We start from the raw sequence: 18210 nt of genomic DNA, 5'->3' as shown, positions 1-18210 counted from the left end.
CACCTTTCAAAGTCACTGTTTAAGATAGGGTTATCACTATCGTCTAATCGCTTTGGTGGCGAACATCTGTGGATAACGCATGATGTGCTTTTGTAAGCCAGTACGCTCTTTCACATAGGCCAGGGCAAACTCCAGCACAAAGGACAAGCGTTCACGCTGGAACAGTGAGGTACAGATTCGGTTAGTAGGTGTATCAGGACTTTTGTTCTTGGCAAACTCAGGTGATTGTTTGATGCTTAGCAGGTTATTGTCTCTAAGCACCGTGGTTTCACTGGCATCATCCACCGTAGAGAGTAACTCGCTTAGGTTGAACTTTTCCTCTTCTCGGAAATAGTTAAAAATCGGCTTTTGATATGATGAGGTGGCATAAAATGCCCCCTCAATCGGCATCGGTGAGCTATCGTCATATTCCATATTGTTCGAGAACACCATTAATTGCGTTATGTTGACGAACTTTCTGAACTTCTTGTTTTGAAAGCGTGTTTGAATACGCTTGTGCTCTGCCAATATGCCATCTTTGTTATTGGGCTTTTTGACCTCGATAAATACCAGTGGTAGGCCGTTGATGAGTAATATGATATCGGGGCGGAACTCTTCATCATCCTTTTTATAGGGCAGTTCAGTGACGACGTTGAAGGTGTTGTTGTTGAAATCCTCAAAGTCGATTAGGCGTGTACCTGATTTATTGGTGAGCTTTTCGTAAAAGGCTTTGCCCAGGTCTTCGTTTTCAAGGCAGAGTGATACCTCATCAAAGTATTGCTTGGCTTCGAGGTCGCTAAGATTGGGATTAATGCGCTTGATGCTCTGATGGAAGATTTTGGTGAAGATGTTGGTTGACTCATCCCATGTGGCTTTGGGGGCTTTCAGGGATAGGTATTCATATCCTAAACGGATTAAATGCAGGATAGTGGGGATTTTTACCCGTGAATCTTCGTTGAACTTCATCCTAGAACACCCTTCTCAGACCTTTGGCATACCCTCACCATTGAATGCTTGATACACCTAAGCATCACGGCTTTATGTGGGAACAGGATATAATAGCCGATTTTGATGTAGAAGGGGTGAAGAATATAGTGCTTTACTTATGGTGGGTGGGGTACTTCTAAGCTGTTATTATTCCATTCCGAACTTCACAATCGAACCGAGGGCCGACTTTACCAGGAGACTGATTATCCCTAAAATATTAGATGACTTTCACTTTTGGTAGTACTAATGGTAGTACAGAGAAAACTGTAATTATTACATATGCTTATATATTAAAAGGTTACGAGCAGACTTCAGTTCCCGCCGCCCAATAATGAAAAGGACCCGGTTTCCGGGTCCTTTTTTTGATGAGTATTCTGGATCCCTTTTCTTTGACATTTTATGATCATCAGCTATACTTTTATCGACGGCATCCTGTGAAAAAAGATGGAGGAGAAGGGAATGGCTTTTGGAAAAGCAGACTGCAATAACGGTCCGGTGGATGAGATGATTATCTATATGGGAAAAGGGGTTGAAATCAAGGGGGATATCCGCTTTGATGGCTCGGGCCGGATTGACGGAAAGGTAGATGGGAAGATTAAGGTCAAAGGGAGTCTTGTCTTAGGTGAGGGGGCCGATATTTCTTCCGAGATTGACGGCGACCATATCATCGTTGGCGGCAAGGTGAGCGGAAGAATTGTGGGTCACCAAAAGGTTCAGCTCCTCAAAAGTTCCGTTGTAAGCGGTGAGATTGTTACCCCGTCGCTCACGATAGAGGAAGGGGCTCAGTTCAACGGGACCTCTAAGATGACCAAAGAGGTGGGTGCGACATCAACTGTGACGCAGACGGATGAGGAGACGAAGAGACCCATCGTCATGGCAGTGAAGTAGCTCTCTACTCGTTTTATAAATGGCAGGTCATGTTTTCTCCATGACCTGCCGTAAGCATGCCAAGCCCTTCCCGCCATATTCGGAATCGGAAAATCCTGTCTAGTGAACCTGATTTTTCCCTGCATCAGGATAAATCATCATGAAAGAAAAATCCAACGCTATTGATTCTGCGACTTTATTGATTCACTGCCCGGATATGAGGGGAGTGGTTTCCTCTGTGACCGAGTTCATCTTCAAGAACAAGGGGAACATCCTTTATCTCGATCAGCACGTTGATCCGGTGAAGGATCTTTTTTTTATGCGGGTCGAATGGGATTTGACCGGATTTTCCATCCCGAGAGAAAAAATCGGTGAATCATTTGGAAGCCTCATCGGTGAGCGATTCAACATGCAGTGGAAGCTGCACTTTTCTGGTGAAGTTCCTCGGATGGCCGTTTTCGTTTCTAAACTTCCGCACTGTTTATACGACATCCTGGCCCGTTGCAAATCAGGAGAACTGAAAGTAGACATCCCCCTCATTATCAGTAACCACATTCACTTAAAGGTTATTGCAGACCAATTCAGGATGAATTTCCATCACTCCGAAATCACGCCTCAGAATAAACGTAGTCAGGAAAAAATCCAATTGGCTTTGATGCGGGAACATAAAATAAATTTTATTGTCCTCGCCCGCTATATGCAGATCTTAACCAAAGACTTTGTCGATCAATACCCAAATAGGATTATAAATATACACCATTCCTTCCTTCCCGCCTTTCCAGGCGCAAAGCCTTATCATTCTGCTCATGATCGAGGGGTTAAGGTTATTGGGGCGACAAGTCATTATGTCACATCGGAATTGGATTCCGGGCCGATCATCGAACAGGATGTCACGAGGGTGAGTCATACCGACTCGGTAGAAGATTTGATCAGGAAAGGGCGTGACCTGGAAAAGGTCGTCCTCTCAAGGGCCATTTGGTCCCACGTAGAGAGAAAAACCCTGGTATACGATAACCGGACGGTTATTTTCACCTAAGGAAGCTCTGATTAAGTCTGGGTTGAGTTTTTCAGGAGATAATAATGTATCGATTCAAGGCTCAAATCGCAGAGGATGGTTCTCGCGAAGCCATAGCCCGCTATTGTCAAGATTTGCAACGCAGAAGCGGGACATTTTTTGCCCTGAAAAAACAATTCATGACTTATTCAGAGCTTCCCTAAGGTCAGAAGTTACCTTTGAGTCCGAGGTCCCTTCATGTAGAAGAACCCCCTCCAGTCCGTGGAAGCCCACATCAATTAAAATCATGTTTTATGGAAGAACGTGTCCCAATACACGGTGGCTCAAGAACCGCTTTTCCCCCGCTTTCAATATGACCTGATAGTTTTTTGATGCGATTAACCCTCCGGCATTTGCATAGTAGTCTACAGAAACAGTGTAGGGTCCTGGAGGTACAAACAGGCGGGCCATTCGAATCTTTCCCGGCAGGGTCCTCCAGCTTCGCTTGTCGGATTGTTCCGACACAATAGAATAGATATTCGTACCCAAATCGGCCAATAATTTTGCCAGGGAATTCTCTTTAGTGTTCTCTCGGATTTTATGGGCTGCAAGGTATTTACTTGTCGCACGGGCAATCGCTTTTACCGTAATTCTGGCAATACGGTCGTCCAGATTCTTGTTTGCAATGGCCTCAATATCCTCGACCAAAAAGGTACGCTGAGAAGCAGCCTCACCCTGGGGTCCAATCAAACGGATATTGGTATATACTAAGTCTGTCAGACGGTTAATATATCGAGGAAGGGCGATTCGAATGAAGTAAAACCCTCCCTCACCATTCGGAACAGGGGCATCGATAAAAAAATCTTCTTTTATCGGGGAGAGGCCGTCATAACTGAGAAACACCAACTCGGCCTGCCGGTCGAGTTCATTTTGAGAAACCCATATGACATTTGGGAACTTATTCCGATAGAATTGGAATTCTTCGGTCAATCCGATGGCCTCGGTGACACGAAGAAGGTCTCCCGGAAGCGTTGGAAGCAGGACGGTACCATAGTCTTCCCAGTAATCATTATATGTTTCAAAGGCCTTCCTGTACGCAATAAAGGCATCATTAAGCTCTCCCTTGGCCTCATATAGAATACCGGAAAGGTAACGAGCGAAGGCATCTTCCTTATAAATATTTCTTTGCTCATACTTATCGTTCAAGAGGTTGAGCTTATGGTCGACCTTGCGCATTTCCACAAGGGCCTCGTCCAACTGGCCAAGATAGACATAGTTCAAAGAGGAGATGACGTTAATCATTGCCTTCTCAAAGTCTTCTCCTTCGTATGGAAGCATATTGTCATTGGTCAACATTGCACCGGTTTCACCGGGAATGCTTTTCGTATACAAAAGGTCGATCTGCTGTTCGGCCACATCGAGAAAGCGGTTGCTCTCCGTGTACCTGCCCTCAAGATGCAAGGTCATGGCCCGATCCAGATTGTACAACACAAAATTTTTCTTGCCATACCCTTCCTGGTTCTGTTCGATAAGAAGATCCGCCTCGCTATACTTTTCCTGTGCGAGGTAATGATCTACCTGGACATAGTGCTCGGTCACAGGACTACAAGCAGAAAAGGACAGCAGCAAGGTACAAGAATTGAAGAACCAGAACCCTTTAATCCTTAAATTCCTGTAACTACTCATCACACTCATCCATCTCTCAGAAGCCGAAGCGTCTTTTTTTGATAAACTTTTTGATCTTCTTATCTCCAAACCAGACCTTGATGTTGCTCTCAATATCGATCATTTCAAGCGTCACTTGGAAGTAAACCACTTTCCTGCCTCCCTCCTCATCCTGGATACTGTTAATACTTCCCTTCAACATATAGTCGGCGCCGATTTCTCTGCCGGGCGCTTTTACAGTATCCTTTCTCGAATGCTCCATCTGTTCCTCACGTTCCTGGCGAAGCTCTTCCCTTTCGCTTTTGGAGGCAACAAACCGGACCCGGCCCGAATTGGTCAACTCCCGCTCCAGATCCTTAGTAAATGTCTGAACATTGATGTGTTCATGGCTCCGATTAAGAATGCTTCCCACGATAACCGTCGGCGGTTTATTGTTTTTACTGGAAAAATTGTCTATCCATGGCCGGATCAAGGCCTCTTTCATCATTTCTTCGGCCACCAAGCGGGAATCCGTATCATTCCACCGTCCGCTCAGGTCAATGATTTTATCAGGGCTGACCCGCGTCACGCTTGTTGCACAAGCACTTAGAGCTCCTACCACACAGATCACGCTTAGTAGATATCTAATAGTTCTTTTCATAGGATCTCCTCCTCCCCTGAATGTGGTCCCTAGTTTAGGCTTCACCGATCTTAGTAACTTTATCTTTACAGCTCAAGCCTCACAATTTCTTAAAGATAACCCTCCTACCCCCAAGAGTTTTACCATGTTTAAGTCAGCTTTACGATTGTATCTTAATATTAGACGAAGGGTTTTCTGGAAGAGGCGATAATTACTTTGTCATGTATCCTGATGCCCTTTGAGGCCGACCAGGTCTTCAGGTGCAAAATCGTCAACAGCAATCGTCTTCTCGATCGCCTCATTCGTTTCCTGCAGCTTTTCGGCTTCATTGTCTGTCAGAATACCCTTCTGTTGTGCCTCTTCGACATCATCAATATTGGCCTTGTGCATTTTTTCCCTTAGAGATCTTGTCTCCTGCACCCCGACGAAGGCTTTTTCAAGCGTATGGACGGGGTCGCCCTCATTGCCAAAATACAATCCCCCGGTCAAACGATCCCGTGTTTCCGACGACTCCAACAATATTCCTGCACATTGCTTGATCAAGTCATCGGATGGGCCGTAATTGCGGGGGCCGAAAGGCTGGGTGATCAGGCGGACGAGCCAGGCGAAAGGCCTGCTCGGCAGATTTTTTAAGATGGCGGCCGTCCGTGCCTCTATTGTGGTAAACCCGTCCTCCATACAATAGGCCACAAGAGGCAGATCCTCTTCTTTGCGTCCGTCATCTTCCCAGCGCTTTAAAACCGCAGAGAGCAGATAAAGCTCCGAGAGAATATCGCCGAGTCGGCCCGAGAGCATTTCCCTTCTCTTCAAGGTGCCGCCAAGGGTCAAAAAGGCGATGTCCGACAGCAAGGCAAATCCAGCCGCATATCGACTCAGATTTTTGTAATAAGGGCGGACTGCATCCGGTACGAGTGGGGCCGGTACGATCAAAGCCTTGCTCAAGGACCACAACCACGCCCGGCCCAGTGTTCTGAATCCATGCCCGACGTGGCCCCATAAGGCCTTATCAAAATCGGCCAAAGCCCTGGCCTTGTCTTTTTCGTCGAGGGCCGTCATTTCTTTGAGCAACCACGGGTGGCAGCGAATGGCCCCTTGTCCGAAGATAATCATGCTGCGTGTTAAAACATTAGCCCCTTCCACGGTAATGGCAACAGGCAAGGCCTTGTACCGTTGGCCGATGTAATTTAACGGACCATCCATCACGGCCTTTCCGGCATGCACGTCCATCGCATCAATCACCGAGTCCCGCATCCGGGAGGTTGCATGTGCTTTCATAATGGCGGAAATAACGGCAAGCTTGTATCCTTCGTCCAATCCGGCACAGGTGAGTTTCCGGGCGGCATCAACCAGGTAGGCACTCGCGGCCATACGGCCCAGGAGCGTTTGTATCCCTCCAAATTTTCCGATGGGGATACCGAATTGTTTTCGGATCTGGGCGTAAGCCCCGGTCGTGCGCGCAGAAAACGCTATACTGGAAGCTGAAAGGGAAGGCAGTGAAATTCCCCGCCCTGCAGCAAGAGCCATCATCAGCATTTTCCATCCTTTTCCGATTTGCGCTTCTCCGCCAATAATATAATCCATTGGGATAAAGACATCCTTGCCCCAATTGGGTCCGACCTGGAACATCTGTCCTGCCGGCAAATGCCGACGGCCGATCTCAATGCCTTTTAGATCTGTGGGGACAAGTGCAACTGTAATCCCAAGATCGTTCTGCTCGCCAAGAATATGCTCTGGATCGTAAAGCTTAAAAGCCAGGCCCAGTACCGTGGCGACAGGTCCCAATGTGGTATAGCGTTTGTGCCAGTTCAGGCGAATGCCCGTCACTTTCTTTCCTTCAAAGGTGCTTTTGCAGACAATTCCATTATCATGTAATGATGCGGCATCCGAACCGGCTGTCGGACTGGTGAGCCCAAAACAGGGGATTTCATCACCTTTTGCAAGGCGCGGGAGCCAATAATCCTGTTGTTTTTTTGTCCCGAATTGCATCAAAAGTTCGCCGGGGCCTAAGGAATTCGGCACCATGACGGTGACGGCAGCGACGAGAGAACGGCTACCAATTTTTCGGATAACTTCTGAGTGGCCATAGGCGGAAAATTCCAACCCGCCAAATGCTTCAGGAATAATAATGGCAAAAAATTTATTTTTGCGCATGAAATCCCATACCTGCTCCGGCAGACCGAGAATAACATGATTGAATTCCCACTCATTCAACATACCGCAGAGTTCTTCCACCGGACCGTCCTGGAATGCCTGTTCTTTTTCGGACAGTTTTGAAGGCGGGGTATCAAGAAGTTTTTGCCAATCCGGATCTCCGGTGAACAGTTCTCCATCCCACCAGACATCGCCGGACTCCAAGGCTTCTCTTTCTGTTTCAGAAAGACTTGGTAAAGCCTTCCGGGCCCATCGAAAAATAGGCCGGGTCAGGATATTTCTGCGCAATGTGGTAAAAACCATGGTTTTCTCCTCAAAGAAAATATTGCACAGCCGCTTACAGGCCTCCCAATATCCCGCTTTCTCCTTTGCGGCCTCCCCCGGCCGCGGGGGCATGCTGAAGAATACGATCTGCCATTCGAGAGAAAGGAAGACTCTGAAGCCAGACCGTCCCTGTCCCGCTCAAGGTTGCGAGAAAAAGACCTTCCCCACCGAAAAACATCGACTTCAGGCTGCCGGCCCGCTCAATATCATAATGAATACCCGATGTAAATGCCGCGAGACAACCCGTATCCACACGAATCCGTTCATTATTCAAGGTCTTCCGGATCACGGTCCCCCCGACGTGGACAAAGGTCATCCCGTCGCCCCGGAGGCGTTGGAGAATGAATCCTTCACCCCCAAAGAAGCCAGCGCCAAGACGCTTTGTAAAGGCAATCCCGATTTCGGTCCCAAAGGCTGCGCAGAGAAAGGCATCTTTCTGGCACATCAACTCTCCCTGGACGTCTGCCAGATGTATGGGAATAATTTTTCCGGGATAGGGTGCGGCAAAGGCGACACGTTTTTTGCTGCGGCCCTCATTTGAGAAATGGGTCAAAAAAATAGATTCCCCCGTGAGCACCCGCTTACCGACATTCAAAAGTTTACCGAAAATACCCTCGCCAGGATTGGAACCATCCCCCATTTTCGCCTCGAAGGTGATGCCGTCGTCCATATAATTCATGGCACCTGCTTCAGCGATGACTGTTTCTCCGGGATCGAGTTCGACTTCTACGATCTGCATATCATCTCCAATGATCTGGTAGTCCACTTCGTGACATTTCATAAAATGACTCTCCTGTTCTTAAAAGAGAATATTTTTCCTGATGAGCAAGGGTTCGTATCCGAACACCGCACTGAGGTGGTGAAGAAATGCGTGTTGACCTTCACGATTCCAGGACTTCGTGATGCGAATTTCAGCCTTTCGATAGGTCTCAAGTTGTTGAGAGATTTCCATTCCCGGGAGGTGCGAGACCTGGGTCATTTCATCGTCGATGAGACCAAGCCATAAGGCGCTGACCCCCATGATGTATGAAGGCCAATTCTTTTGAAGCGAGGGTGACCATTGGGGGTCACTCGTGTCTTCAATCTGAGGACGAGAGGGTTTGTCAGGATTGTCCAAAATAACCTTTTCAACAATCTGAGCCGACAGCGCCTGAATCAGATGATCATTCTCTTTAATTTTTTTAAAGAGTTCGGCTGCAGTGTCCGTGTTTGTGTAGAAAAAAAAGGTGAACTGGTGGCCCGTGCTGTCCGGGGCGGCCCTCCGGTGGAAGCGCCAGCGGAGAAGATGCTTTGCATGGTCTTTCAATAAAGGCTCAATAACGGCATGTGCAAGGAGGAGGTCTACGGCGCTATCCGGAGCGTGATCTGAAGGCCATACTATTTTAAAGCGGGCCTCCCACCAGAAGCGATTATCCTCTCCTTCCGGGGGGCTTTCGGAGAGGGCCAAGGGCAAAGCTGAGGCAGAAGGAACACGCTGCCGGGAAGCGCAGGCGCCAAGCAAGACCGATGCAGTACAAAGAAAGATAAGGCCAAGGACCGCCTTTTTAAAAAAAGGTGCGCCCCAAAAACCCAACAGGGCCTGGTTGGTATGCCGCTCTATTTGTTGATCGACTTGTTTCCGCATGGAGTGTGATTGTGTTCTGAGATGATATTTTTGTCAAGGATATCTTAATGCACTCTCATTTCGAACTTTTGGATAAGAGTGCATTAAGATGGACTAATTCCCTGAAAAATTAGCACCGAGGTAACGCCCGGACAGACTGAGAAAGACGTACAAGGTTTGCTTGTCTTTGTTTTCGGCCAGAGGATTGTCAAAGGTGACCACCCATTCTGGGCCTTTTTTAAAAGTTTTCTGTATAATTTGTTTCGGTTTAACCACCTCCCAGGATTTATCCAATTTCCCTTCATTGACAATCTCCGCCACAACGCCACTCGCCGTTTTCAGGGCTTCGTCCTCTGATATTGGGCTGGCGGATTCGTGCGAATGGTCGCCACCACCTGGGCCGGCAAAAACCACGGGGGCCGAAAATACAAATAGAACAAGTAGATAAGCTGATATTTTTTTCATCTGAACCTCCCAGAAAGTTGAATTGCGTTAAAAGATTGAGTCGCGACTGTTTCTTTGCTGCGTGATGATTTCTTCTTCCATCTGCTGATGTTCGTGAATGTGGTTGTCCGTACTAAATCCGAAACTATCCGGATCGGTCGTATGACCATAACCATGAATTTGCATCAAAAACAGAAATGCCCCGGCCACAATCAGTCCGGCGTTAGAGACCGTACTGAACTGCTTGAAAGAGTTAAATCTGCGCCAGGTGATAATAAGTGACAGCATAATAGTCAAGGCCGTGATCTGTCCCAATTCGACGCCGACGTTAAAAGACAGTATCCGGAAGATCAAACCGCTTTCTCCCAAAGGTAATTGTTGAAGCCTTGTCGAAAGACCAAAACCATGAATCAAACCAAAAATAAAGATAACCCACAAGAGATTGGGGGAGGACATCTTCAAGTATTTTTTAAAGCCATCCAGATTATCAAATCCCTTGTAGCAAACACTAAGGGCAATCACGGCATCAACGAGATGGTAGTTTGCCGAGATGCTGAAGATGGTCGCAAAAACAAGCGTCAGGCTGTGTCCCAGGGTAAAAATGGTGATGTATTTCACGATATCACGAAACCCGGTCAGAAAAAAGATCACCCCGAAAATAAAGAGAAGATGGTCATAGCCGGTCAGCATGTGACTTCCCCCGAGCCAAACATACTGGAGGTAACCGCCGTCGATCATGGCCTGTTTATCTGCTTCAGAAATACCATGGGCCAGTGCAAGCACAGGAATAAGTATCAGCATAAGCATCCCCGCAGCGACCTTCAATTTTTTTAAATTCATTCTGATCTCCTTTTTCATATTTTACCAGACGCCAAAATATCTGTCATGAACCAGATACCGATTCGGGCACGCTGCTTTTCATCTGTTTTGAATGCTTCCTTGAGGGCTTTAATGACGCCGTCTGTATGTGCATCCTCCAGGAGGATGTCCACACGTACGCGAGGGACATAACCCACCACCCGGTCCCGGACGCTTTGAAAGGGTTCGTGCTCGGTCTCAGCGGAATGTCCTTCACATGCAAGCAATGTAAACCCCTTCACGCCAGTAATATTTCTAAGACGATCTGCCAGGTCACGCTTCGCGGACGCGTGTACGATCAAGGTCAAACATTTCATCGCCGGTTTCCTCCTTTTGTATTTTCTCTTCGCCATCCCCTTCGAACCAGGCATAGAGTGTCGGCAGCAATATCAAGGTTAAAAGTGTGGATGTAAAAAGCCCTCCGATCACCACGATCGCCAGGGGTTTCTGTAACTCCGAACCCGGCCCGGTCGCAATCAGCAAGGGAATCAAGGCGAGACCTGTTGTAATTGCCGTCATAAGCACAGGACGAAGCCGCCGTTCTGCACCCTGAAGAACGGCTTGATGAAGCGGAAGCCCTTCTTCTCGAAGCTGATTGAAATAACTAACCATCACGATGCCGTTCATGATCGCCATGCCAAAAAGGGCGATAAAACCGACCGAGGCCGGCACTGAAAGGTAGAGACCTGAGAAATACAGGGCAACGATCCCGCCGATCATGGCGAAGGGAATATTCAGGATGATCAGTCCTGCTTGTCGAACAGAATTGAAGGTGGTGAATAAAAATAGAAAAATGAGCGCAATGGCAATGGGCACAACAATCGCCAACCGCTTGGCCGCGCGCTGCTGATTTTCAAACTGGCCGCCAAATTCCACAAAAAATCCAGGCGGAAGGACGATTTTTTCATCAATGGCTGCCCTGATTTCATCTACAAAACCGACAATATCCCGGCCTTCGAGGTTCGTTTGAATCACGACTTGCCGCAAAATGCCTTCATGAACGACCTGAACCGGTCCGTCTACATCTACAATATCGGCCAGGAGGCTGATGGGGACTTTGTCTCCTGTCGGGGTATCTACCCGAATATTGCCGATGGCCTCAGCGGAGTTCCGCATGGATTCAGGATATCTCAGCAACACGGGCGTTCGCCGGACGCCTTCCATCACCTCAGTGACAATGTTTCCTCCCACAGCCGTGCTGATCAGTTCATTGATGTCCTCGGTGTTGATCCCAAAACGGCTCATCACCTCTGAGCGCATTCGAACCTCCAGGTAGCGCTGGCCGGTGATGTCTGTCCGGAAGAGATCGACACTGCCGGGAATCTCCGCCACAAGGGCCTCTATCTTCTTTGCCGTTTCTTCAAGTAAGGCAAGGTCTTCACCATACAATTTCACGGCAAGGGCGGCTCGGACACCTGTCAACATCTCTGAGACCCGCATATCAATCGGCTGTGTAAAGGCATAAACGATCCCCGGAAAACGGTCGAGAATCTCGCGAATTTTCACTTCAAGTTCGGCCGGGCCGTCTACCGTCCATTCTGAGCGGGGCTTGGTTAGGAGGAAGTTATCCGTTTGATACAAACCCATCGGATCTAATCGCAACTCGTCAGAGCCCATCCGGGCAGCCACGCCTTCGATTTCAGGCAGAGCCATAAGGGCCGTCTGGATGTCTCCGTCTATTTCGAGAGAACGTTCGAGCGAAATACTCGGCAGTTTTTCGACAATTACGACCGTCATGCCTTCATCCAATACCGGCATAAATTCCTTTCCGATAAAGGGATAAAGGCTGATTGCCCCGGCCAAAAGCATCATGGAAACACCCACCGACCATTTTCGATGGCTCAATGCAAAAGCAATGATCGGTCGATGAAGGTTCTTTAAGCTTTCGATCAGGCGATTTTCTTTTGCGGGGCCGCATTTCATCAAAAAACTGGCCAGCACGGGGATCACCGTCAGGGCGATCAACATCGAAACGGCTAAAGCCAGAGTGATAGTGATCGCCAGCGGCGTGAAGAGTTTTCCCTCAAGACCGCTCAGGCTGAGCAGGGGGAGAAAAACCACGATGATAATGAGTGTCCCGGAAACGACAGGCTGTGCCACTTCTATTACCGCGCGGTAGATAACGTGCAAAGGATCGACCCCCTTCAAACGACGCGCGAGGTGGGTCTGGATATTTTCCACGACCACAACCGCAGGATCGACCAGTACCCCGATCGCAATGGCCAGCCCCCCCAAAGACATCAAGTTGGCCGAGACCCCGCCGAGGTACATCAGAATAAAGGTGAACAAGATGCTCAAAGGCAGGATCGCCGCAACCGTAATCGCCCCGCGCATATACCCCAGGAAAATAATGAGGACGATGACCACCAGAACAAATGCCGCACTCAAGGCGGTTTTTACTGTCCCGATTGCGGTATTGACCAGGTCGGTCCGGTCATAAAAGGGAACGATTTTTACGCCGTCGGGAAGGCTTTTTTCGATTTCCTTCAACGCGGTTTTGACTCCCGCAACAGTCAGACTGGCATTGGCCCCCATCCGGTTCAGGACGATCCCTTCTACAAATTCTCCTTCACCATTCTTGGTTACCCCGCCATAGCGGGTCAGAGACCCGATTTGAACACTGGCGAGGTCTTTGATATGGATGGGCTGACCATTCTGCGTTGTGACCGTGATATTCTCAATATCCTCGCCTGAGGTAATATGGCCGACAGTGCGAACCAGCAAGACCTCATTGTTTCGGACGACCCGGTCCCCGCCCGCGTTACGGTTATTGTTTTCCAGGGCCTTTTTCAGGTCGCCGATATTCAGGTCCATTGCCAGGAGCGCCTCCGGGTCAGGCGTCACGTGGTAACTTCTCACTTCGCCCCCCAGTGCATTCACATCGGCCACCCCTTCGACGGAAAGAAGCCGAGGCCGGATCACCCAATCGAGCAGCCCGCGTAACTCGATGTTTGAATGCCCCTCACCCTCGACCATGAACATGTAGGCTTCACCTAATGGGGTGATGATTGGTGCGAGTCCGGCCTCCACACCGCTGGGCAGGCTGCTCCAGACCTGGTTGAGCCGTTCGGAGACTTGCTGCCGTGCCCAATAGATATCGGTGCCTTCTTCAAAATCAATCGTAATGGAAGAAAGTGCATATTTTGTCAGGGAACGCAGAACCGTCTGGCGAGGGATGCCATTCACCTCGACCTCAATCAAGCGGGTGATCCGCTGCTCCACCTCCAGAGGTGCCATACCAGGCGCTTTTACAATGATGACCACTTGAGGGGATGAAACATCAGGAAAGGCATCAATCGGCAACTGCAGAAAGGACCACGCGCCGGCAGCGGAAAGCCCTAAAGCGGTAACCAGAACCATCAACCGCTGCGTTAAAACAAAACGTATGAGATGGGCAATCATTTCAGTTCACCTCCCTGGTTCAGCCATTCAGCCTTGATGACAAAACTGTTCCGGGTGACGACCTGCTCTCCACCGGAAAGACCTTCCAGAATTTCGACCTGACGCCCGTCTGAGATCCCTAGCTTTACGGGGCGGAGTTCAAAACGCTTTCCAACCTGAATAAAGAGCGCGCTACGATCCCCGATAACCTGTATCGCACTCACAGAAACAGCTACTGGGGCCGCCACCTCTTCCCGAACCAGATCCACCGAGACAAAGAGTCCGGGACGCCATTTCCCGTCCGGGTTTTGAAGCCTTAAGCGGACCATCCCCATCTGGGTTTTTTCGTCGAAGCGTGGTCCGATATAAATCACCTCTCCCAATCCTCCCAGGCCTGCGTTTTTGGAAGTCACCCTTGCATTTTGACCCACCTTGAGACGGTTCAAATCTTTGGCCAGCACTTGGGCATCCACCCAGATCTCGCCCATATCGGCCAAAACAAAAAGCGGAGTCTTTTTGTCCACCGCCTTACCCAAGATCACATTTTCTTCGATCACAATGCCACTCATTGCGGCACGAAGCTCATACCGTGTCAGGGACTGACCGGAAAAAATAATGAGACGCTCTTTTCCCTTCGGGATATTCACGAGCCCCGAAAGTTCAGCAGAACGCAACCCTAGGGCAAATAAATCCTGTCCAGTCACGTATTTTTCCAGTTCCGCTTCTTGCAGGGCCTGACGGCTGGCAAAATAATCCTCTTTTGCAGAGATCTTTTGTTTTAAAAGCGCTTCTTCTCTGGTAAAAGAATTCCGGGCAAATGCGAGCCGATTTACGGCTTCGATATAATCACTTTTGGCATTGGCCAGCTCTCGGCTCTCAATGACAGCAATGACTTCGTTTTTTTTGACCACATCCCCTAGAGTTTTTCGGATTTCACTCACGATTCCGGAAAGCCTGGGAACAACATGGGCCACCTTTTTGATGTTCAGCTTCACCTGACCCGCAAAGGTCAGGGCGGTTTTTATTTGAACGGGCCTGGCCGTTTCAACTGTGATTTGAGCATTGGTAATCACTTCATCGGTCAGTGTCAAAACAAGATGAGGCGATTCTGCGCTTTTGACCGGATCGGCTGTCCCCATGATGAGAACAAACAGCAATATAAGCCCCGACACCATTTTTAAAATCATCTCTGTAAAATTTTTCATCGAGCGTCCTCCCTTTTCTTCTCATCTGCCATCGATTTGTCCGCGTTTATTGGCTTATTCGGTATTGATTCCCCGATGAGTTGCTCCAAATCAAAAAGGGCCATATGGTAATCTGTCAATGCATCCAGATGTTGACTTTTCACATCAGAAATCGTCCGCTGAGTGTCCAGCATATCCATCAGACTGAATTTTCCTAAACGATAGCCCTCACTCATCGCATCAAAGGTTTCTTGCGCCCCGGGAAGCACGTTACGATTGAGCGCAGAAAGCTCGGCACGCGCCGTCGCCAGCCTGTTGTAGGCATCGGTCAGCGCAATATTGATCCGGACTTCGACCGCGCGGCGCGCTTCTTCCGCCCTCGCAAGTTCATGACGCGCTTCCAGGATCCCCCCCTGATTTTGATTCATCAAAGGAAGCGGGAAGGAAAGCCCCACGACAAAAACATCCTCACCCGGTCCGCTTAAACGCCGGAGGCCGCCGCTGATGTTCAGATCCGGAATGGCTTTACTCTTTTCCAAAACAATGAGGGCCTGACGGCTTGAAAGTTCAGCAGACCACCGCGCGAGTTCCGGGTTTTGTGTCAGACTTTGCATCAATTTTTCTTGAGACGGGATTCCAGAGACAAAGGAAAGTCGACCCTTGGCCCGCTTAAAAAACGGATCAGTGTTTCCCCATGTTGCCCCCAGATGTTGTCGGGAAACGATTAAGGCCCGCTTGGCACGTTCCAATTTAATTTGGATGGATGCAAGGGCGACTTTTACCTTAATTTCCTCAACCGGGGAGGTTTTTCCGGCATCCACCCTTGCAGAGACGGTTTCGACCACCTGTCTCCCGATGCGCAGAACCTCTTCAATCAAGATGAGGCGTTCTTGCGCACTTAAGATGGCGGTAAAGGCCTTCGATACCCGGGTAAACACTTCCATCCGCTTTATTTCATATTCCCATCCTGTCAGATCCCGCTGACGTGTCGCAGCCTGGGTTCTTGCAAATCGCTTTGCCCCGAGCTCAATCACTTGGCTCAGTTGTATCGTCGTTTCTGCTTCATCTGTACCGCTGAAGGCACCGGAGCCAGCCATGTTTTCGATGGTAATTCCGATTTCCGGGTTTGGTCTTAGACTGGCTTGCAGTCTTCCGGCCTCACGGGCTCGCAGCGCCCATGAGAATGCTTTCAACTCCGGGTTGTTCAGGAGTGCCAGGGCGATCGCTTTTCTCAAGGTGATCTCGCCGTCGGGTTCCTTCACCGAGGAGGGGGGCACCCTCTTTCCCGGTGTTTCCGGTGGACGAAAGACCGCGATGTCATGACCCAGGGGACGCGGTACCGGCCATTTAATATTTTCACGTGAAGTGTTACATCCGGAAAGTCCTGTCGCCAGAACAAGACTTAGGACGAATATGGGATTAAAACGCATAGAATTCCTCCGCTACGTTACGAATAAGAACGCACCTCTTTGAAAAAAGGCCTAAAGTTTTAGCGATTAAAGATGGATGGTTTTAGGAATTTACGTGGAGTAGGGAGGTGCACGGAGTGAGGGGGGTGAAAATTGGCTTGTTTGTAGAGGAGGGATACTCAGGCGTACCAGAGCCCCTCTTTGAAAATGGAAAAGCATGGAGAGGTCAGGCGAACCCTGATCTAAGGCGAGCAGATTTTTCTTGAATACTGAAGAGAATTGGAAAGATTGTCCTATATGGAGGGGAAGGAGGGCAACTTGGGAAAGGCTATGGTGTGAGACATCTATTGAAAGGCCAAAATCCAGCACACCTTGATCATGATCATCCTGACGTTCGTGCCCATGGGTCACCTCTGGAAAGAAATTGATATGAACAGCAGATTGATGCTGATGACCTTCCGCATCCCCTCGCACATGTTCGTATGCCGGGTGAAGGTGTAGCATCGGCAGGAGAAGCATCGGAAAGAGCAGTGCAAAAGTACCGACACGCTGGGAAGAAAAATACCTACTCAATATCATGCCTTTGGGGATATTGTCCGTTGATAAAATCACTTTATAACATAAACTTTACCATAAAAACAAATTATACGTGAAAGGTTGCATTCATTGGAGATTGAAAAAACCTTCCAGGGAAAACAGATCAGAAGACTGACAGGTCTGCAAAAGGTAAGACGCTATGAGAATGATGAAGAGCAAGGAAAGAACGCAAGCTGTTGAAAAACTGGTGGTCCCAACGGGGTTCGAACCCGTGTTTTCGGCGTGAGAGGCCAACGTCCTAGGCCACTAGACGATGGGACCATTATTTGAAATACCTTTCGTTATTGGGTGATATCCACTTCGTAGCTTAGATGACTTTCGGCGGAGAATTTCCAGCCATATCTTGATTCAAGTTCAATGGTGGTCTTTCCGGAAGACAGTGCGACAAATTCAAAAGACCGCATCCCCGAATCGGTCACGCGAATGTTCCGCATTCGGTCATATTCGTCACTCAAAAGTCTTAAAATGCCTGTATCAAAGGTCGGGACAAAACGACATCCCCCCTTGGTCCGGTCTTCCCAGATCCGGATCTGGAAGGGCTTCCCCACCTTGGCAGAAATCTTTTTAATCTCACTCTTTCCTTGAATCATCCTGTCCAACCTATGTTTGATCTGTAGGTGACTTTATCTAAATCTGAATTCATTGTCAATAAATCTTGTATCCTAATGTATGCGATCAGTATCGTAAAATCGCCAAGTCGTCCACAAGACAAGGCCAGAGGTCACAAGGGCGACCGAGGCGTACTCACGTACGGTGAGGAGACTTGTGGACGATCGGCGGTTTTACTTAGTGAGCATGCTCTTATTCACCGCGATAAACCCCCCAATCGCTCCGCCGGTTCCCGCACCGAGCAATGCCGCTTCCATTCCACTAATAAAGATTGCGAGTCCAATACCGAGGAAGACCCCGACCACAACATAGAGAAAAAAGTCCTGCCCGCCCATCATCCACACGACGTTTCCAATCAGTGCGCCGATCAAGGCCATGACGACAATGAAAACGGGTCCGCCCATGAACGAACCTACCACGCCCCCGGTGATCCCGGTGACAGCCGTGCCGGGGACAGAAAGCTTAAATGGTTTAAGAAAAAGCTTGGTCCGCATGGGGGCAAGCTATCAAATCTTCAGGGGAGAGTCAATTCCATAATC

General features: G+C 48.9%; 17 protein-coding genes and 1 tRNA gene. 2 read left to right on the top strand and 16 right to left on the bottom strand.

Annotated elements, in window-relative coordinates; all coding sequences use genetic code 11:
- Window positions 1-36: 36 nt before the first annotated feature.
- Window positions 37-945, bottom strand: a complete 909-nt coding sequence (locus EYQ01_08990) for a type I restriction endonuclease subunit R (GenBank protein HIE65925.1) — start codon at window positions 943-945, stop codon at window positions 37-39.
- Window positions 946-1410: 465 nt separating this feature from the next.
- Here EYQ01_08990 and EYQ01_08985 point away from each other — a divergent pair, with 465 nt between their 5' ends.
- Together EYQ01_08985 and purU are read left to right on the top strand one after the other, a co-directional pair.
- Entirely contained in the window at window positions 1411-1854 is a 444-nt protein-coding gene (locus tag EYQ01_08985; protein HIE65924.1) for a polymer-forming cytoskeletal protein, read from the top strand.
- A gap of 139 nt (window positions 1855-1993) precedes the next feature.
- Window positions 1994-2869, top strand: a complete 876-nt coding sequence (gene purU, locus EYQ01_08980) for a formyltetrahydrofolate deformylase (protein ID HIE65923.1) — start codon at window positions 1994-1996, stop codon at window positions 2867-2869.
- 270 nt (window positions 2870-3139) lie between these two features.
- On the opposite strand, the gene EYQ01_08975 is transcribed toward purU, so the two are convergent.
- From EYQ01_08975 to EYQ01_08905, 15 genes are all read right to left on the bottom strand, one after another.
- Entirely contained in the window at window positions 3140-4513 is a 1374-nt protein-coding gene (locus tag EYQ01_08975) for a hypothetical protein (GenBank protein ID HIE65922.1), read from the bottom strand.
- 16 nt (window positions 4514-4529) lie between these two features.
- Complete coding sequence (locus tag EYQ01_08970) at window positions 4530-5132, bottom strand: penicillin-binding protein activator LpoB (GenBank protein ID HIE65921.1); 603 nt, start codon at window positions 5130-5132, stop codon at window positions 4530-4532.
- Between the two features lie 198 nt (window positions 5133-5330).
- Window positions 5331-7565 carry an acyl-CoA dehydrogenase gene (locus EYQ01_08965; GenBank protein HIE65920.1) on the bottom strand — a complete coding sequence of 745 codons (2235 nt, stop codon included), beginning with the start codon at window positions 7563-7565 and terminating at the stop codon, window positions 5331-5333.
- A gap of 34 nt (window positions 7566-7599) precedes the next feature.
- Window positions 7600-8367 (bottom strand): TIGR00266 family protein, encoded by a 768-nt coding sequence (locus EYQ01_08960; protein HIE65919.1) that lies wholly within the window; start codon window positions 8365-8367, stop codon window positions 7600-7602.
- A gap of 18 nt (window positions 8368-8385) precedes the next feature.
- The gene (locus tag EYQ01_08955; protein HIE65918.1) at window positions 8386-9210 is read right to left on the bottom strand and encodes a hypothetical protein; all 825 of its coding nucleotides are present in this window, start codon (window positions 9208-9210) and stop codon (window positions 8386-8388) included.
- Between the two features lie 93 nt (window positions 9211-9303).
- Window positions 9304-9654 carry a hypothetical protein gene (locus tag EYQ01_08950; protein HIE65917.1) on the bottom strand — a complete coding sequence of 117 codons (351 nt, stop codon included), beginning with the start codon at window positions 9652-9654 and terminating at the stop codon, window positions 9304-9306.
- Window positions 9655-9681: 27 nt separating this feature from the next.
- A complete protein-coding gene (locus EYQ01_08945; protein HIE65916.1) occupies window positions 9682-10440 on the bottom strand; it encodes a HupE/UreJ family protein in 759 nt (252 codons plus the stop codon).
- A 47-nt stretch (window positions 10441-10487) separates the two neighbouring features.
- Window positions 10488-10862 (bottom strand): DUF3240 domain-containing protein, encoded by a 375-nt coding sequence (locus EYQ01_08940; GenBank protein ID HIE65915.1) that lies wholly within the window; start codon window positions 10860-10862, stop codon window positions 10488-10490.
- On the bottom strand, window positions 10765-13893 hold the full coding sequence (locus EYQ01_08935; protein HIE65914.1) for an efflux RND transporter permease subunit: 3129 nt from the start codon (window positions 13891-13893) through the stop codon (window positions 10765-10767). Before EYQ01_08935 ends, EYQ01_08940 begins: the two co-directional genes overlap by 98 nt.
- Complete coding sequence (locus EYQ01_08930) at window positions 13890-15077, bottom strand: HlyD family efflux transporter periplasmic adaptor subunit (protein ID HIE65913.1); 1188 nt, start codon at window positions 15075-15077, stop codon at window positions 13890-13892. The genes EYQ01_08935 and EYQ01_08930 overlap by 4 nt, the downstream gene beginning before the upstream one ends.
- Window positions 15074-16486, bottom strand: coding sequence for a TolC family protein (locus EYQ01_08925; GenBank protein HIE65912.1), 1413 nt, complete (start codon window positions 16484-16486; stop codon window positions 15074-15076). The genes EYQ01_08930 and EYQ01_08925 overlap by 4 nt, the downstream gene beginning before the upstream one ends.
- 90 nt (window positions 16487-16576) lie before the next feature.
- Window positions 16577-17038 (bottom strand): hypothetical protein, encoded by a 462-nt coding sequence (locus EYQ01_08920; protein HIE65911.1) that lies wholly within the window; start codon window positions 17036-17038, stop codon window positions 16577-16579.
- A 209-nt stretch (window positions 17039-17247) separates the two neighbouring features.
- Window positions 17248-17323, bottom strand: a tRNA-Glu gene (locus EYQ01_08915).
- A gap of 20 nt (window positions 17324-17343) precedes the next feature.
- On the bottom strand, window positions 17344-17652 hold the full coding sequence (locus EYQ01_08910; protein ID HIE65910.1) for a hypothetical protein: 309 nt from the start codon (window positions 17650-17652) through the stop codon (window positions 17344-17346).
- 192 nt (window positions 17653-17844) lie between these two features.
- Window positions 17845-18165, bottom strand: coding sequence for a hypothetical protein (locus EYQ01_08905; protein HIE65909.1), 321 nt, complete (start codon window positions 18163-18165; stop codon window positions 17845-17847).
- Window positions 18166-18210: the final 45 nt, after the last annotated feature.

The organism is Candidatus Manganitrophaceae bacterium (assembly GCA_012960925.1).
Lineage (GTDB): Bacteria > Nitrospirota > Nitrospiria > SBBL01 > JAADHI01 > DUAG01.
Note: the sequence above shows the minus strand (reverse complement) of the source record. Positions and strands in the feature narration are given on the sequence as shown.

Coding starts and splice junctions, on each gene's coding strand:
- EYQ01_08985 (HIE65924.1), top strand. CDS start 1,411: ATGGAGGAGAAGGGAATGGCTTTTGGAAAAGCAGACTGCAATAACGGT.
- EYQ01_08930 (HIE65913.1), bottom strand. CDS start 15,077: ATGAAAAATTTTACAGAGATGATTTTAAAAATGGTGTCGGGGCTTATA.
- EYQ01_08940 (HIE65915.1), bottom strand. CDS start 10,862: ATGCCTGGTTCGAAGGGGATGGCGAAGAGAAAATACAAAAGGAGGAAA.
- EYQ01_08905 (HIE65909.1), bottom strand. CDS start 18,165: ATGCGGACCAAGCTTTTTCTTAAACCATTTAAGCTTTCTGTCCCCGGC.
- EYQ01_08925 (HIE65912.1), bottom strand. CDS start 16,486: ATGCGTTTTAATCCCATATTCGTCCTAAGTCTTGTTCTGGCGACAGGA.
- EYQ01_08965 (HIE65920.1), bottom strand. CDS start 7,565: ATGGTTTTTACCACATTGCGCAGAAATATCCTGACCCGGCCTATTTTT.
- EYQ01_08955 (HIE65918.1), bottom strand. CDS start 9,210: ATGCGGAAACAAGTCGATCAACAAATAGAGCGGCATACCAACCAGGCC.
- EYQ01_08990 (HIE65925.1), bottom strand. CDS start 945: ATGAAGTTCAACGAAGATTCACGGGTAAAAATCCCCACTATCCTGCAT.
- purU (HIE65923.1), top strand. CDS start 1,994: ATGAAAGAAAAATCCAACGCTATTGATTCTGCGACTTTATTGATTCAC.
- EYQ01_08975 (HIE65922.1), bottom strand. CDS start 4,513: ATGAGTAGTTACAGGAATTTAAGGATTAAAGGGTTCTGGTTCTTCAAT.
- EYQ01_08950 (HIE65917.1), bottom strand. CDS start 9,654: ATGAAAAAAATATCAGCTTATCTACTTGTTCTATTTGTATTTTCGGCC.
- EYQ01_08960 (HIE65919.1), bottom strand. CDS start 8,367: ATGAAATGTCACGAAGTGGACTACCAGATCATTGGAGATGATATGCAG.
- EYQ01_08970 (HIE65921.1), bottom strand. CDS start 5,132: ATGAAAAGAACTATTAGATATCTACTAAGCGTGATCTGTGTGGTAGGA.
- EYQ01_08910 (HIE65910.1), bottom strand. CDS start 17,652: ATGATTCAAGGAAAGAGTGAGATTAAAAAGATTTCTGCCAAGGTGGGG.
- EYQ01_08945 (HIE65916.1), bottom strand. CDS start 10,440: ATGCTTATGCTGATACTTATTCCTGTGCTTGCACTGGCCCATGGTATT.
- EYQ01_08935 (HIE65914.1), bottom strand. CDS start 13,893: ATGATTGCCCATCTCATACGTTTTGTTTTAACGCAGCGGTTGATGGTT.